Genomic DNA, 16119 nt, shown 5'->3' on the forward strand with positions numbered 1-16119 from the left:
GTAGGAGGGCCTGGCTTAGATCTCGTCGATGTTCGACGACTCGAAGCGCGTGGAGATGTTGATGCCGAGCTCTTCCGCAGCGCGGAAGGCCTCGTCATCGGTGTCACGAAGAGAGACGAGCGTGCCGTCGGCCGAGAGCACCTCGACGTTCAGGCAGAGCGACTGCATTTCTTTCATGAGCACCTTGAAGGACTCGGGGATGCCGGGCTCCTGGATGTTCTCGCCCTTGACGATCGCCTCGTACACCTTGACGCGGCCGAGGATGTCGTCGGACTTGATCGTGAGGAGCTCCTGGAGCGCGTATGCGGCGCCGTAGGCCTCGAGGGCCCACACCTCCATCTCACCGAAGCGCTGTCCACCGAACTGCGCCTTACCACCGAGCGGCTGCTGGGTGATCATCGAGTACGGACCCGTCGAGCGAGCGTGGATCTTGTCGTCGACGAGGTGGTGCAGCTTCAGGATGTACATGTAGCCGACCGAGACCGGGTACGGGAACGGCTCGCCGGAGCGACCGTCGAAGAGCTCGGTCTTTCCGGTGGAGTCGATGAGTCGCTTGCCGTCGCGGTTCGGGAGCGTCGAGTCGAGGAGACCGGCGATCTCCTCCTCGCGAGCGCCGTCGAACACCGGGGTGGCGACCTTCGTGCCGGGAGCGGCCTCGTGCGCGGCCTTCGGGAGCTGCTTCGCCCACTCGGGCGATCCGTCGACCTTCCAGCCCTGCTTGGCGACCCAGCCGAGGTGGACTTCGAGCACCTGGCCGAAGTTCATTCGACCCGGGATACCGAGCGGGTTGAGGATGACGTCGACGGGCGTTCCATCGGCGAGGAACGGCATGTCTTCGACCGGGAGGATCTTCGAGATGACGCCCTTGTTGCCGTGACGGCCGGCGAGCTTGTCGCCCTCGGTGATCTTGCGCTTCTGGGCGATGTAGACCACGACGCGCTGGTTGACACCCGAGCCGAGCTCGTCGTCGTTGTCGGTGTCGAACACCTTGACGCCGATGATCGTTCCCTGCTCACCGTGGGGCACCTTGAGCGACGTGTCGCGGACCTCGCGGCTCTTCTCGTTGAAGATCGCGCGGAGGAGGCGCTCCTCGGCCGAGAGCTCGGTCTCGCCCTTGGGCGTGACCTTGCCGACGAGGATGTCGCCGGGGCGGACCTCGGCACCGATGCGGATGATGCCGCGCTCGTCGAGGTCGGCGAGCAGGTCGGGGCTCACGTTGGGGAGGTCACGGGTGATCTCCTCCTTGCCGAGCTTCGTGTCGCGCGCGTCGACCTCGTACTCCTCGATGTGGATCGACGAGAGAACGTCGTCCTTCACGAGGTTCTGGCTGAGGATGATCGCGTCCTCGAAGTTGTGACCCTCCCACGGCATGAACGCCACGAGGAGGTTCTTTCCGAGGGCCAGCTCTCCGTTGTCGGTCGCGGGGCCGTCGGCGATGACCTCGCCGGCCTCGATGCGGTCGCCCGCACTCACGATGACGCGGTTGTTGTACGACGTGCCCTGGTTCGAGCGGTCGAACTTGCGCAGGAAGTAGGTCTCGGTTCCGCCCTCGTCGAGCTGGATCGTGACGGACTCGGCGGACACCTCGGCCACGACACCGGCCTTGGACGCGGTAACGACGTCACCGGCATCCACGGCTGCGTAGCCTTCCATACCCGTTCCGACGTAGGGCGAGTCGCTGCGGAGCAGCGGAACGGCCTGACGCTGCATGTTCGCACCCATGAGGGCGCGGTTCGCGTCGTCGTGCTCGAGGAAGGGGATGAGCGAGGTCGCGACCGACACCATCTGGCGCGGCGAGACGTCCATGTAGCCGATCTCGTCCGCGGGGAAGAGGTCGACCTCTCCACCCTTCTTGCGGGCGAGGACGCGCTCTTCCTGGAACTGACCGTCGGCCTTGAGGGGCGCGTTGGCCTGGGCCACGATGAAGCGGTCCTCTTCCATGGCGGTCAGGTAGTCGATGTCAGCGGTGACCTTGCCGTCGACGACGCGACGGTACGGGGTCTCGATGAAACCGAACGAGTTGATGCGCGCGAACGATGCGAGCGAACCGATGAGACCGATGTTCGGGCCTTCCGGGGTCTCGATCGGGCACATGCGGCCGTAGTGCGAGGGGTGGACGTCTCGGACCTCGACGCCGGCGCGGTCTCGCGAGAGACCACCCGGGCCGAGCGCCGAGAGACGACGCTTGTGCGTGAGACCCGCGAGCGGGTTGTTCTGGTCCATGAACTGCGACAGCTGCGACGTTCCGAAGAACTCCTTGATCGCGGCGACGACGGGGCGCACGTTGATCAGGGTCTGCGGCGTGATCGCCTCGATGTCCTGAGTCGTCATGCGCTCACGGACGACACGCTCCATACGGCTGAGGCCGGTGCGCACCTGGTTCTGGATGAGCTCGCCCACGGCGCGGATGCGACGGTTGCCGAAGTTGTCGATGTCGTCGACGTCGAGGCGGATGTCGACCTTCTTGCCGCCGCGCTTGCCCTCGATCGTCTGACGCTCGTCGTGCAGGGCGACGAGGTACTTGATCGTTCCGACGATGTCTTCGACCGTCAGCACGGAGTCGGTGAGGGGAGCCTCGAGGCCGAGCTTCGTGTTGATCTTGTAGCGGCCGACCTTCGCGAGGTCGTAGCGCTTCGGGTTGAAGTAGAAGTTGTCGAGGAGCGCACGTGCGGCCTCGGCGGCAACCTGCTCGCCCGGACGGAGCTTGCGGTAGATGTCCTTGAGCGCCTCTTCCTTCGTGAGGATGTTGTCCTTCTCGAGGGTGAGCTCGATCGACTCGTAGCCGGCGAACTCGGCGAGGATCTCTTCGCTCGTCAGGCCGAGGGCCTTGAGGAACACGGTGACGGACTGCTTGCGCTTGCGGTCGATGCGCACACCGACCTGGTCGCGCTTGTCGATCTCGAACTCGAGCCACGCACCACGGCTCGGGATGACGCGTGCGGAGTAGACGTCCTTGTCGGAGGTCTTCTCGGGCGTGCGCTCGAAGTAGACACCGGGCGAACGCACGAGCTGCGAGACGACGACGCGCTCGGTGCCGTTGATGACGAACGTGCCCTTGGGGGTCATGAGCGGGAAGTCGCCCATGAAGACCGTCTGGGTCTTGATCTCACCGGTGAGGTGGTTCATGAACTCGGCGTTCACATAGAGAGGAGCAGAGTAGGTCTTGCTCTTCTCCTTGCACTCGTCGATCGTGTACTTCGGCGGCTCGAGTTCAGGGTTGGTGAACGAGAGCTGCATCGTCTCGCCGAGGTCTTCGATCGGGGAGATCTCTTCGAAGATCTCCTCCAGACCGCTCGTCTCGGGCAGGTCTTCGCGGCCGGACTTCTTGCCGGCGGCGACGCGAGACTTCCATGCCTCGCTGCCGACGAGCCAATCGAAGCTCTCGGTCTGCAGGGCGAGAAGGTCGGGAACCGTCAGGGTGTCGGTGACCTTTGCGAAGGAGAGGCGCTCAGCACCTCGTCCGTTCTTCAGGGTCGTGGTGGATGCGGTGCGCGCAGCAGCCAAGGAAATAACCTCCAGCGGCCCTCATTAGGGGCCGAGTTACTATCAGTGGTGGTGAGGGATACCCCGCAGACGCTGCCGACGAGCCGAAACTCGGGCATGCGAAGCCGACCGCAATATGAAGGCACAGATGGTCTGGGAGCGCAAAGGTTAACTATAGGTCGGAAATGCGGCCGTGTCCACTCCGATTCTTGAAAAGTTCTGAGATGTCCGGTATAACCGCGCGCACGTCACCATTTACGCTGGGTCGCATGCTCGTTCCCGCCCTCGTCCGGCCCCGCGGATGACGCCCCCGCGCGTCACTCTCGAGGCCCACGCCGTCTTCGACGGCGTCACCTCGCTCGTGGTCGACGGCGCGGATCAGTCGCACCTCGACCGCGGCGATCCCGCCACTCTCCACGACGACTACGCGCGGCGCATCGGGCATCTCGTCGACGGCGTCGCGGCCCGCGGCGAGCCGATCGACGCCGTGCACCTCGGTGCGGGCGGACTGACCCTCGCGCACTACGTCGCCGCGACCCGGCCGGGCTCCCGCCAGCTCGCCGTCGACATCGATGCGGAACTCGTCGACCTCGTCGTGCGGGAGCTCCCGCCTCCGCCGGGCACGTCGCTCGAGGTCGGCGACGCCTTCGCGTTCGTCGACGCGTTGCCCGCGGCGAGCGCCGACGTCGTCATCGTCGATCTCTACGTCGGGCACGGCGACGCCCTCGGCGCGGCGGACCCCGCCTTCCTCGCGAGCGCGATGCGCGTCATCCGCCCCGGTGGCGTGGTCGCGGTCAACGTCGGCGACGAGCCTGACGGGGCCGCGATGCGAGCCGTCGCCCGCACCCTCGCCACGATCGGGCACGAACCGGTGACCCTCGCACCCACCTCGCTCGTCGCCGGGCGCTCCGACGGCAACGCCGTGATCGCCGCCGGCACGGGGCTCTCCGAGCGGGTCACCCGGCTTCTCGCGCTGGGCCCCCACCCGGCATCCGTCATCGTCGGCGCCGAGTTCTGAGCATGCCCGCTACCCTTGCAGGCATGACCGCCCCCGAACGCTCCCTCTCGGTGAGCGGTTTCTCCGCACGCCTCGACGAGTCGCGCGGCACGCCCGGCTCCTGGACGCTCGTCGTCGACGGGACCCCGCAGTCGCACGTCGACCTGAACGATCCCGAATACCTGTCGTTCGAGTACGTGCGCCGCATCGGCCACGCCGTCGACCTCGTCGCCCCCGCGGGTTCGCCCATCACCGCCCTCCATCTCGGCGCCGGAGCCCTCACGCTCCCCCGCTACGTCGCGGCGACGCGGCCCTCGTCGCGACAGCAGGTCATCGAGATCGAGAGCGACCTCGTCGACCTCGTGCGCGAGACGCTGCCCCTGCCGCGCGGCGCGCAGATCCGCGTGCGTCACGGCGATGCGCGCGAGGTGCTCGGCAAGCTCCCCGCCGGACTCCTCGGCACCGTCGACCTCGTGATCGTCGACATCTTCTCGGGTGCGCGCACGCCGGCCCACGTCACGAGCGTCGAGTTCTACGCGCTGCTCGCCCCTCTGCTCTCCCCCACCGGCATCGTCGCGGTCAACGTCGCCGACGGCGCCGGACTCGCGTTCGCCCGGGGGCAGGCGGCGACACTCGCGCACGTCTTCGGCCACGTCGCGCTCGCCGCCGACACCTCGATGCTGAAGGGCCGCCGCTTCGGCAACGTCGTCATGTACGCGTCGAACTCGCCGCTGCCATTCGACGGACTGCCGCGACTGCTCGCGAGCGACCCGGCGCCCGCGAAGCTCGTCTCGGGCGGGGAACTCGCGAACTTCATCGCGGGCGCGCCGCTCGTGACGGACGCCACGGCGATACCCTCTCCTCCGCCGGCCCGTTCCGTCTTCCTCTCCAAGCCCTGACCTCCTACCGCTCCCGGCCACGCCGATACCGACCGCTCCGAAAGGCCCCGATGACGCTGCTCCCCGTACTCGAGATCGGCGGCACCCATGTGACTGCGGCACTCGTCGACACCGACACCTGGACGGTCGTCCGCGAGACGCGCGGACACATCCGTGCGCTCGGCAGCGCCGACGAGATCCTGGATGACGTCATCGAGCGTGCTCGCGAGTTGGACGTCGCTTCCGGCGCGGTCTGGGCTGTCGCGATCCCCGGGCCCTTCGACCTCGAGAACGGCGTCGGGCTCTACGAGAACGTCGGCAAGTTCGACTCCCTGCACGGTGTCGACGTGCGCGCCGTGCTCGAGCGTGAGCTCTCGCCGTCATCCGTCGTGTTCATCAACGATGCGGATGCCTTCGGCGTCGGCGAGTTCGTGCTCGGCGTCGGCCACGGCGGCGACCGCGTCATCGCGATCACCCTCGGCACGGGCGTCGGCTCGGCGTTCATCGATCGCGGCGCGCCCGTCACGATGGGCGACGACGTGCCCCTCGACGGCGAGATCCACTTCGTCGACTACGCGGGCTCGCCCATCGAAGACACCGTGTCGCGACGGGCGATCATCGCCGACTACCGTGCGGCCACGGGTGTCGACACCGACGTCAAGGAGATCGCCGACGCCGCACGCGCGGGCGGGGCTGCCGCGGCCGCCGTGCTCGATCGCGCGTTCTCGGCGCTCGGTCACGCCCTCTCGGAGTGGGTCGTCCGGTTTTCGGCCGACGTCGTGCTCATCGGCGGATCGATGGCGCGGTCGTGGGACCTCATCGAGCCGTCGCTGCGGGCCGGTCTCGAACGCGGCGAGCCCCGACTCCAAGCCCTCGACGTGCGCCCCGTCGAGCAGGCCGAGCACGCGCCGCTCGTCGGCGCCGCGCACTGGGCGCTCTCGCAGAGCTAGACGTCCCGTGTCAGTGCGCGTGCCGGAAGCGCACGTGCTGACCAGGCCGTACCTGCGCGAACGCGTCGAGCGACGCATCGGAGACGACGGCGATCACGGGGTAGCCGCCCGTCACCGGATGATCGGCGAGCAGGATCGTGGGCAGCCCCGACGGCGGGATCTGGATGGAGCCCGCGACCATGCCCTCACTCGGCAACTCGGCACCTCGCGCGACGGGCAGCGGTGGTCCGTCGAGCCGAGCGCCCACGCGATTCGATGAGGCCGACATCGACCACGTGGTCTCGAAGAAGGCATCACGGGTGTGCGAGTCGAACCGGTCGGTGCGCGGCCCCTCGACGACGTCGATGACGACGGTGTCGTCCCTCGGGGCCCAGACGGTGAGGGCGTCGGCCGAGGGAATCGCGCGCTCGGGCTCTGCGCCGAGAGCGAGCGTCTGCCCCGCAGAGAGCGGCGCCGGGCCGAGACCCGAGAGCGTGTCGCTCGAGCGCGATCCGAGAGTCGGCGCGCCGTCGATGCCCCCACGAACCGCGAGGTAGAACCGCACACCGTGGCGAGCGGGCCCGAACTCGATCCGATCGCCCGCTTCCGCGTGGGTCGCGACGGCGAGGGGCACGGATGACGCGGGCACGCCGTCGCGCACGAGCAGCACGTCGCCCTCGGCTCCCGTGATCGCGAACCACGTGGGCGCATCGAAACGAGCCTCGAGGAGCCCCATCGTGATCTCGATCCCCGCGGCATCCTGCGGGTTGCCGACGAGCCGGTTCGCGAGACGGAGCGCGGAGCGGTCGAGCGCCCCGCTCGCCGAGACGCCGAGGTGGGCGAAGCCCGGGCGACCGAGATCTTCGACGAGGGCGAGCGGCCCGGGAGTGAGGATGTGGAGGCTCACGGCGCGACCTCCCGGAAGCGCACGCGCCCGCCGGGCACGAGGAGCGCGGGCGGGTCGGCGGTGTCGTTCCAGAGTTCGGCGTCGGTGCGTCCGATGAGCTGCCAGCCGCCGGGGCTCTCGCGCGGGTAGACGCCCGAGAAGTCGGCGGCGAGCGCGACCGAACCGCGCGGAACGCGCGTGCGCGGCGAGTCGAGGCGCGGCACGTCGAACGGCCAGTCCGCGCTCACGAGGTACGCGAAGCCGGGGGCGAAGCCGCTGAACGCGACATCCCACTCGGCGGCCGTGTGCCGCTCGACGATCTCGCGCGCCGAGACCCCGAGGATGTCGGCGAGCGGAGCGAGATCGTCGCCGTCGTAGACCGTGTCGATGACGACGACGGGCGAGCCGGCGTCTGCCCGCCGCTCGGGAGTGCCGCCCTGGGCCGCGCGTTCGATCCACGTGCGCGTCGTCTCGAGGGCGATCACGCGCGGCTTGACGACGACGAGCACGGTGCGGGCGGCGGGAACGAGCTCGATGATCCCCGGTGGGCGCGACGCGGCGAGCGCGCCGTGCAGGCCGAGAACCGCGGACTGCGAGTCGCATTCGACGAGGACGGCGCGGTCTCCGCACGGCAGGAACCTCATGCGAAGGCCTCGATCCTGACTCCCGCGGATTCGAGAGCGGTGCGGACGGCGGCCGCGAGCACTGACGCACCCGGGGTGTCGCCGTGGACGCAGAGCGAGTCGGCGCTCACCTCGAGAACCGTGCCGTCGACCGCGACGATGCGATGGTCGCGCACGATGCCGAGGGCTCGCTCGATCACGGCAGCAGGATCGGTGAGGAGCGCGCCCTCGCTGCTGCGCGGAGCCAGGCGCCCGTCGGCGAGATAGCCGCGGTCGATGAACGCCTCGGCGAAGAATGCCGAGCCGTGCGCAGTCGCAGCCTCGGCGAGCGCGGAGCCCGCCATGCCGAGCAGCGGAAGGCCCGCGTCGACGTCGCGCACCGCGAGCACGAGCGCTGTCGCGACCTCGTCGTCGACCTGGGCCCTGTTGTAGAGCGCGCCGTGTGCCTTGACGTAGCGGACACTGCCTTCGCCGTTCGCAATGCCGACGAGTGCCGCGATCTGGCGTGCGATGTCGGCTCTCAGCTCTGCGGGGTCAACGTCGAGCGCGCGGCGCCCGAAACCCTCGCGGTCGACGTACGACGGATGCGCGCCGACGGCGACACCATTCCCGATCGCGAGCTTCACGCTGCTCCGCATCGACTCGGCGTCACCCGTGTGCCCGCCGCACGCGATGTTCGCGCTCGAGACGAGAGGGAAGAGTGCGGCGTCGTCGCCGACGCCCTCGCCGAGGTCGCAGTTCAGATCGATCACGAGCGGCATGCCTCCATTCTGGCGGGTGCATCACAGGGAGGGCACGCACACTGGAGTCATGGGTCGATCGGTCAACACTCTCGTCGCGGCATCCGTCGTTCTCGCGCTCGCCGCGTGCTCGCCCAAACCCGCGCCCGTTCCCGCGCCGACCCCTCCGCCGCGGCCGACGCCGAGCGGAGAGGCCACCCCCGCGCCGATCCCCGAGCCGGTCGCGCCCGTCGGCGACGTGGATGTCGTCGCGAGCGGCCTCGACGCCCCGTGGTCGATCGTGCGGCTCGACAACGGCGGTGTGCTCGTGAGCGAACGTGACACCGCGCGCATCGTCGAGGTACTGCCCGACGGATCGGCGCGTGCCGTCGCCGACGTGGCGGGCGTCGATGCCTACGGCGAGGGCGGGCTCCTCGGTCTCGCCGAACGCGACGGGTCGCTCTACGCCTACTTCTCGGCCGTCGACGACAACCGCATCGTGCGGATGCCGTGGTCGGGCGATCCCGGCGCGATCACCCTCGGCGAGCCGAGTGACGTGCTGACCGGCATCCCCCGCGCCTCGAACCACAACGGCGGGCGTCTCGCCTTCGGCCCCGACGGGCTGCTCTATGCGACGACGGGTGATGCGGGCTCGCCGGATGACGCGCAGGACCCGGCTTCGCTCGCCGGCAAGATCCTGCGGATGACGCCGGAGGGCGGCGTTCCCTCCGGCGCCGATTCGCTCGTCCACAGCCTCGGCCACCGGAACCCCCAGGGCATCGCGTGGGACTCGACCGACCGGCTGTGGGCCGCCGAGTTCGGGCAGAACACGTGGGACGAGCTGAACCTCATCGAGCAGGGCGGCAACTACGGCTGGCCGATCGTCGAGGGGGTGGCGGGCGACCCCGCCTACATCGACCCCATCGTGCAGTGGGCGACGGATGACGCGAGCCCGAGCGGTCTCGCCATCGTGAACGACACGCTCTTCGTCGCCGGCCTGCGCGGCGAGCGCGTGTGGGCCGTCTACCCGGGCACGGTCTCGGAGTCAGTCGGTCAGACGGCGTGGTTCGAGGGCGAGTTCGGGCGCATCCGCGACGTCGTGCCCGGGCCTGACGGTTCTCTTTGGTTCCTCTCCAACAACACCGACGGACGTGGCGAACCGCGCGACGGAGACGACCGCCTCTACTCGGTGCGACTCTCGCCGCTCGTCGAGGGCTGACGCGAGTGTCGGTCGGCACGGTTATCCTCGTGCCATGGCAGAACTCGAGAGGGTCCGGCACTGGGCCGATGCCCTCATAGCGCTGCACCTCGACCCCCACGTGTGGACGTTCGGGTTCGACAACGCCAAGAAGCGCGCCGGCATCTGCAACTTCACGACGAAGACGATCACGGTCTCGCGCTACCTCGCGGCGCGGTATGACGACGATGAGATCCACCAGGTGCTGCTGCACGAGGTCGCTCACGCGATCGCGGGCTCGCGCGCCGGTCACGGCCCGAAGTGGCGGCAGATCGCAGCCGACCTCGGCTACGTCGGCAAGCGCACACACGACGGCGAGATCGCCGATGAACTCGCGCCGTGGACGGGAAAGTGCCCCGCCGGTCACGAGCACTACCGCTACCGTGCGCCGACCCGGGCGCTCTCGTGCGGGCTCTGCGCTCGCGGCTTCGACGCCGCCCACGCCATCGAGTGGCACCGCCGCGAGATTACCCCCGCGATGCGTCGGCGGGCGGCGAGCAGCCGCTGAGATTCGAGTGGGGCGGGTAACCGCATCCATAATGGTTACGTGCCGATCTCGACCGTCTCCATCCCCATCGGCCAGTGGCTCTCCACCGACGGACGCGCGTGGTGGTTCGATTCCGGCTCTCTCGCCCTCGACTTCGCGTACACCGGAGCGATGCCCGACGACGCGGCGCGCGAGACGTTCCACTCCCCCGCCGAACTCACGACCTGGCTCTCCGAGCGGCTCCCCCTGCCCGTGTCGCCCGCACGCTCGCGCGACCTGCTCGATGCCAAGGCGCTCCGCGATGCCGTTGCGCGTCTGGCCGTCGAAGCGAGCGGTGGCGGCGACGCCCGCACCGGCGACATCGACACCATCAATCTGTTCGCCGCGACTCCCGACATCCCCCCGGCGCTCGCCGGCGCGACGCGGCAGGCCGGTCGTTCGCTCGCATCGGTTCCGCAGGCGCTGTCGACGATCGCTCGCGATGCGGTCGGAGTGTTCGCACCGGGCAACCGGCAGCGCATCCGCGTCTGCGCGGGCGAGGACTGCTCGATCGTCTACCTCGACACGTCGCGCGCGGGTTCGCGGCGGTGGTGCTCGATGCAGCGCTGCGGCAATCGCTCGAAGGTGCGCGCCCACCGCGCTCGGCTCGCCGCTCGATGAGGCGTCGCCGCGTCGCTGCCGCCGTCGCTCTCGTTCCCGCCGTTCTCGCGATCCTGCTCGCGATCGCGTGGTGGCCCCTGCCGCCCGAGATCGATGCCCAGTGGGCGGGAGACGACGTGATCTCGCGCCAGCCGACGTGGCTTCTGCTCGGGCCGGCCGCGCTGCTCGTCGCACTCGGATGCGCGATCTCCGTCGGCGAGGCAAATGCCCGCGGCCACGCATCGAGTGCAGGCACGGTGTTCGCGGGCGCGCTTCTCAACGCCGCGCCTGTCGCATTCGTGGTCGCGCTACTCGCCGTCAATCGGGACGCCGGGCTCAGCATCGGGCCGCTCGTCATCGGCTCGTTCGCGGCTGCTCTCGTGTGGGCGATCGGTGCCGTGGGCGTTGCGCGGATCGGTGGTTCCGACTCAGGTTCTCGCCGTGAGGATGGGGTCCCCGCGGTTCGCTGACGGAGTTATCCACAGGGGACCGGTGGGGCCGGTCGGATGTCGGTGGTTCGAACTAGTCTTCTAATGTGATCGATTCGACGGGTGAGGCGGGCAGTGGCCCCGAGGGTGCTGGGGGTGCCTTCGACGGTGCTGCCGGTCCTCGCGGCGTCACGATCTCGCAGGCCGAGCTCCTCGACATGGTCATGACCGATGCGGAGCAGTTCACGTTCGAGACGAACCGGGTCGCCGCCCGTCGTCTCGCGACCATTGGCCGGGCGATTCGGATGGCGCGGGAGAACCCGCACATCTACGTGCTCCCCGAACTCATGACCCGCGCTGAAGCGCGCGACTGGGCCGTGCGTGCCGCAGCGACCGAGCTGTCGATGCGGTTGCTCATTCCGACGGCGACGGTGTTGAACGAAGCCGCCGAGGCGCACACGCTCACGGCACGACTGCCGAAGCTGTGGCTCGAGTTCCTCGACGGGGCCACGTCGTACCCGATCGTGCGTGCCGCGGTCGAAGCGATCACCGGGTGGGACGACGACGACGCCGTCGCCCGGTTCGATACCGAACTCGCCGGAATCGCCGGACGCGTCACCGTCGCATCGTTCCGGTCTCGAGCGAAGCGCCTGCGCGACCGCCTCAGCGCCGCAACGATGGCCGAACGCCACCGTCGTGCACTCACCGAACGACGGGTCGTGTTCGAGGATGCACCGGAGGGGATGATATGGCTCCACGCCCTCATCCCGGCCCTCGACGGGGCCAAGATCCGTGCCCGGTTGAACGCGACCGCGAAACGGCAATCACAAGTCGCGGGCGATACCCGCACTCGCGATCAGCTGCGTGCCGACCAGCTCTCCGGCTGGCTCACCGGCACCGGAACCCCAACCGCGGTCCAAACGCGTGTGCTCGTGACGGTGCCGCTCATCGCGGGACTCCTCGAGAAGCCCGTCCGTGATGCGCGTGTGAGTACAGAAACAACAGGTAGCGCTCTCCCCGCACACCCCTGGCTCGATATCGCCACGATCGACGGATACGGACCGATCAGCACCGAGACCGCCCGCCAGATCTTCGACACCGCGACCGCATTCCGACGCCTCATCGTCGACCCGATCACGGCGGAGCCGCTCCACCTCGACCGCACGCAGTACCGACCGTCACAGGCACAACGCGACTGGCTCACCCTCACCTACCAACGCTGCTCGAGACCCGGGTGTAACAGCCTCGCCGCCACCTCCGACATCGACCACATCCACGACTGGGCCCACGGCGGCAGAACCGACATCGACAACCTCGCACCACTCTGCCCACCCGAGCACAAGCTGAAACACGTCACCCTCCTCCGACCCGAGGGAACACCCCGATCGGAGAACACGACGAGCGAGCGGTCACCCATCGGGCCGCTCCCCGATACCAGTGCACCCGCGTGCGGACCCGACTCCGATCCCGCAGCCCGCGATTGGTCCGACGAAGGCCAGACTCTCCAGCCGCCATCACCGCGACTCCCGCGATGGACCAGCCCCACCGGCTACAGAAGCACGCCCACGGCGGATCCGCCGTTCTGAGCGACCATGGGCCGCCCTCGGCTAGACCGTGACGAAGACCCCGTCGCGGAGTTCGAGTACGAGATCCGTCGCATCGCGCTTCGCGGCGGACTTCACGCGATCACGATCGCCGGATGCGGCGAGCGCGCGAGCACTTCCCGAGGCGCTCACGAGATGGGTCGAAGCATTCTTCAGCCCTCCGAAGGCGGCGCACGCGACGGCCGCCTCGGGCGAGGTGTGGTCGATACCGAGCTCGACGAGCGCATCGATGATCGCGCCGGCCGCGAGGTGATCCTCGACGGTGAACCGTGCGCTGCCGTCAGCCCACGTTCCGCCGGCGGCGATGATCGAGACCATCGTGCGACCCTGTCGCTCCTCCTGGATCTCGAGCACACGCTTCGCGACGGCCGACCGATTGCGGAGCGACCCGGCGAGGACGACGGCGTCGATCGAAGCGAGACGCGCGGCGAGTGCAGCGTCGACCGCGACCGGTTCCGCTCCGTCTTCGGCGGCGAGCACGGCATTCGACGCGACTCCCAGCCCGTCGACCAGAACGATGATGTGCGCGTCGGTTCCGACGGCATCAATTCCGGGCGTACCCCACTCGAATCGGACCTGGTAGGTGGACTGCGAGAACGGGTCGACGGGGAGTGCTGTGTTCACCGCTCCAGGGTATCGAGGCGGAGCGGCACATGACGCCCCACGGCGGGCTCGACCGCGATCAGGTCGACCGAGATCAGTACGAGCGAGATCAGTACGAGCGAGATCAGTACGAGCGACCGTAGCCCGCGTCGTACCGAGCCAGCGCGTCGGCGTCGGTCGCGAGGGTCGTCGCCCGGCGAGCCGCATCGAGGGCGCTCACGGGGTCGGACTCGGCCGACGCGAGCGTGAGCTGCCGTTCGGCTTCGGCGAGACGAGTTCGCGCCTCCGACCCGACGGCCCCGCGGTGCCCGCCGATGTAGCGGTGAGCGACATCGATCTGGCTCCGCGCGATGCGCACCGCGCCGTCGAGGGCGGCTCGGGCGTTGTCGAGACGATCCTGGGCGCTTCTCGCCTCGGCCGTCGCCGCATCCAGACGAGCTTCGGCTTCACGCAGCCGTGTCGTGACGGCGACCGGGTCTCCGTCGATCTGCACCGGAAGCGGCGCGTATCGCTCGATGGCGCTGTTCAGTCGCGCGGCCATGTCGGCATCGTCGTGGCGATCGCGGATGACACGAGCGGCGTCGAGACTCCGCTGCAGACCCGCGACGGCGCGAGTGCGATCCGACGCGGCACGGTCCAGGTCGATCTCGGCCCGCTCGGCCCGCTCGAGCTCGGCGCGGGCACGGTCGAGTGCCGTGTTGGCATCGGCGACGAGCCCCGCCGTGGGTTCGGCCAGACTGCGGTCGAGACGCTCGCTCGCGTCATCCGCCGCCCTCCGCGCCGTCGCGAGCGCCGATGCCGACACCTCGAGAGCGGTGCGGTAGTCGACCACGGCGTCGTCGCCGAAGCGCGCGGCGAGCTCGTCGAGAGCCCGTGACGCGGGCGCGAACCGCACCTCGAGCGCAGCGACCGCCGCCGCGGTGGCGGGAAGGGCACGCGGAGCCTGACGCTCGGCCGCCCGACGCGACGCGAAGTCGGACGCGTGGGTGTCGAGAGAGCTGAGCACCGAACTGCAGAGACCCTCGATGCGCTTCGTCCATGCACGACGCTCGGCGGCGGTATCGGGCACGGCATCGTCGAGTCGTTGCTGGAGGAGGAACGCTTCGCGCATCCATCCGCGAGCCGTCTGCACCGTCCGGGCGTAGTCGGCGACCGCGTTCTCACCGAACTCGGCGCTCGCGAACGCGATCTCGTCATCGGCGGAGGCGAGCGCATCGTCGGCGCGAACGAGGAGTCCGCGCGCACGCGTCTCGAGCTCGGTGTTCGACGAGGCATCGATCCGTTCGCGGCGCGCTCCGAGCCTCCGGAAGCCGACGACGGCGAGAACGAGGCCGACGGCTGCTGCTCCGAAGACGAAGAGCGAGGGCAACCACCACAGTCCATCCGGCATGAGGGGGAGTCTAATGTCGGCATCCGAGAGTAACCTCAGCGCATGCGCGTGCTCCTGAAGACGACCCTCGACTGCTCGGCCGACGTCGCGTGGCGCGCGATCCGGAGCCCCGCGATCCTCCAGGAGGTCGTGACTCCCTGGCTGCAGTTCACGTCGCTCGAGCCGGGCGGCTTCCCCGCCGAATGGCCGGGCGGTCGCCACCGAATGCGCACCACTCTCCTCGGCGTCATCCCCGCGGGCGACGAAGCGGTCGACCTCTCGTATTCGACGCGCGGCGACGTGCGCATCCAGCGCGACTCGGGTGGCGCGGAGTCGGGGCCGCTCGCCGCGTTCCACGACTGGGACCACCGCATCGCGATCTCCCCGCTTCCCGACGGGCGCACCCTGTACCGCGACCAGCTCCTCGCCGAAGGGCCGATCATCGCGTGGCCCGCCGCGTGGGCGTTCTGGCAGTGGCGCGCACTGAGATTGCGGGCACTCGCTCCCGGTTGGGCGACGCATCCGGCGTTACGCTGACGCCATGAGCACGACGATCGGTGCACTCCATCTCGCCGACTGGCGACGGCGAGTCACGGGCCTCTACTCCGGGGTGCGGCAGATGAGCGCGTCCCATCCGGCTGCGGCCCACGAGCTGTGGCGCTCGGGTCGCGATGAACTCTTCGCGGGTCATCCGCTCTCGCCCCTCCTGCCCGACGACCGCGCCTCCTTCACCGGCCTGCCCGTCACCTCCTACGACCCCGACTGGCGTTTCGAACTCGAAGTGCGTCGCGCGGCCGAGCCGGTGCGGGTCGACGTCTCGTCAGCGGCGGACGGATCGGTGAGCTTCGCCCTCGTCGGCACGGTGCGCCTGCCGTACATCGGCTCTCTCGAGCTCTGGCGTATCGCGGCCTACGGCGGCGGCCTCTTCCTCTCGGTACGCGACGGCCTCGCGGGGGCTCCCGGCGGCACCTTCCCGCGCGGGCGGCTGCTGCTCGACACGGTCAACGGAGCAGACCTGGGCCCGGGCGCAGCCGACGACGCGCTCATCATCGACTTCAACTTCGCCTACAACCCCGCCGAGGCGTACGACCCGTCGTGGTCATCGCCGCTGCCGCCGGGAAACGTGGTCACCGCCGATATCCCCGTCGGCGAACGGATGCCGCGCTGAGGCGTTTCTCGCCCGCCACGGCGGGGTCAGAATGCCCGCGGGGCGATCTCACAGTGTCATCCGCTAGGG

General features: G+C 69.3%; 16 protein-coding genes. 10 read left to right on the top strand and 6 right to left on the bottom strand.

Annotated elements, in window-relative coordinates:
- Positions 1-15: 15 nt before the first annotated feature.
- Complete coding sequence (gene rpoB / locus BJ972_RS07220; protein WP_129173266.1) at positions 16-3504, bottom strand: DNA-directed RNA polymerase subunit beta; 3489 nt, start codon at positions 3502-3504, stop codon at positions 16-18.
- A 280-nt stretch (positions 3505-3784) separates the two neighbouring features.
- Between rpoB and BJ972_RS07225 the strand changes: the two genes are divergently transcribed.
- The 3 genes from BJ972_RS07225 to BJ972_RS07235 are packed head-to-tail and all read left to right on the top strand — an operon-like array spanning position 3785 to position 6308.
- Entirely contained in the window at positions 3785-4501 is a 717-nt protein-coding gene (locus BJ972_RS07225; RefSeq protein ID WP_129173268.1) for a spermidine synthase, read from the top strand.
- Between the two features lie 23 nt (positions 4502-4524).
- Entirely contained in the window at positions 4525-5379 is an 855-nt protein-coding gene (locus BJ972_RS07230) for a spermidine synthase (RefSeq protein WP_129173270.1), read from the top strand.
- Positions 5380-5429: 50 nt separating this feature from the next.
- On the top strand, positions 5430-6308 hold the full coding sequence (locus tag BJ972_RS07235; protein ID WP_129173272.1) for an ROK family protein: 879 nt from the start codon (positions 5430-5432) through the stop codon (positions 6306-6308).
- Positions 6309-6318: 10 nt separating this feature from the next.
- Here the strand turns inward: BJ972_RS07235 and BJ972_RS07240 are convergent, their stop codons facing one another.
- Genes BJ972_RS07240 through BJ972_RS07250 form a run of 3 tightly spaced genes read right to left on the bottom strand, consistent with a single transcriptional unit; the run spans position 6319 to position 8557 of the window.
- Complete coding sequence (locus tag BJ972_RS07240) at positions 6319-7194, bottom strand: 5-oxoprolinase subunit C family protein (protein ID WP_129173274.1); 876 nt, start codon at positions 7192-7194, stop codon at positions 6319-6321.
- Positions 7191-7817: a 5-oxoprolinase subunit B family protein gene (locus BJ972_RS07245; RefSeq protein WP_129173276.1), complete on the bottom strand. Its 627-nt coding sequence runs from the start codon at positions 7815-7817 to the stop codon at positions 7191-7193. The genes BJ972_RS07240 and BJ972_RS07245 overlap by 4 nt, the downstream gene beginning before the upstream one ends.
- On the bottom strand, positions 7814-8557 hold the full coding sequence (locus tag BJ972_RS07250) for a LamB/YcsF family protein (protein WP_129173278.1): 744 nt from the start codon (positions 8555-8557) through the stop codon (positions 7814-7816). The genes BJ972_RS07245 and BJ972_RS07250 overlap by 4 nt, the downstream gene beginning before the upstream one ends.
- Positions 8558-8606: 49 nt before the next feature.
- On the opposite strand from BJ972_RS07250, the gene BJ972_RS07255 reads away from it, so the two are divergent.
- The 5 genes from BJ972_RS07255 to BJ972_RS07275 all read left to right on the top strand — a co-directional run bounded on the left by BJ972_RS07255 (position 8607) and on the right by BJ972_RS07275 (position 12892).
- On the top strand, positions 8607-9734 hold the full coding sequence (locus tag BJ972_RS07255) for a PQQ-dependent sugar dehydrogenase (RefSeq protein WP_129173280.1): 1128 nt from the start codon (positions 8607-8609) through the stop codon (positions 9732-9734).
- 34 nt (positions 9735-9768) lie between these two features.
- Complete coding sequence (locus BJ972_RS07260; protein WP_129173282.1) at positions 9769-10260, top strand: SprT-like domain-containing protein; 492 nt, start codon at positions 9769-9771, stop codon at positions 10258-10260.
- A gap of 39 nt (positions 10261-10299) precedes the next feature.
- Positions 10300-10899: a CGNR zinc finger domain-containing protein gene (locus BJ972_RS17660; RefSeq protein ID WP_241830736.1), complete on the top strand. Its 600-nt coding sequence runs from the start codon at positions 10300-10302 to the stop codon at positions 10897-10899.
- Positions 10896-11348, top strand: coding sequence for a hypothetical protein (locus BJ972_RS07270; RefSeq protein WP_129173285.1), 453 nt, complete (start codon positions 10896-10898; stop codon positions 11346-11348). The genes BJ972_RS17660 and BJ972_RS07270 overlap by 4 nt, the downstream gene beginning before the upstream one ends.
- Positions 11349-11413: 65 nt before the next feature.
- Positions 11414-12892 (top strand): HNH endonuclease signature motif containing protein, encoded by a 1479-nt coding sequence (locus BJ972_RS07275; protein ID WP_129173287.1) that lies wholly within the window; start codon positions 11414-11416, stop codon positions 12890-12892.
- A gap of 21 nt (positions 12893-12913) precedes the next feature.
- On the opposite strand, the gene BJ972_RS07280 is transcribed toward BJ972_RS07275, so the two are convergent.
- A complete protein-coding gene (locus BJ972_RS07280) occupies positions 12914-13534 on the bottom strand; it encodes a 2-phosphosulfolactate phosphatase (protein ID WP_241830737.1) in 621 nt (206 codons plus the stop codon).
- 103 nt (positions 13535-13637) lie between these two features.
- On the bottom strand, positions 13638-14903 hold the full coding sequence (locus tag BJ972_RS07285) for a hypothetical protein (protein WP_129173292.1): 1266 nt from the start codon (positions 14901-14903) through the stop codon (positions 13638-13640).
- 42 nt (positions 14904-14945) lie between these two features.
- On the opposite strand from BJ972_RS07285, the gene BJ972_RS07290 reads away from it, so the two are divergent.
- Positions 14946-15419 carry a hypothetical protein gene (locus tag BJ972_RS07290; RefSeq protein WP_129173294.1) on the top strand — a complete coding sequence of 158 codons (474 nt, stop codon included), beginning with the start codon at positions 14946-14948 and terminating at the stop codon, positions 15417-15419.
- A 4-nt stretch (positions 15420-15423) separates the two neighbouring features.
- On the top strand, positions 15424-16050 hold the full coding sequence (locus tag BJ972_RS07295) for a DUF1684 domain-containing protein (protein ID WP_129173296.1): 627 nt from the start codon (positions 15424-15426) through the stop codon (positions 16048-16050).
- The last annotated feature ends 69 nt before the right edge of the window (positions 16051-16119 follow it).

Source organism: Agromyces atrinae (assembly GCF_013407835.1).
Taxonomy (GTDB): domain Bacteria; phylum Actinomycetota; class Actinomycetes; order Actinomycetales; family Microbacteriaceae; genus Agromyces; species Agromyces atrinae.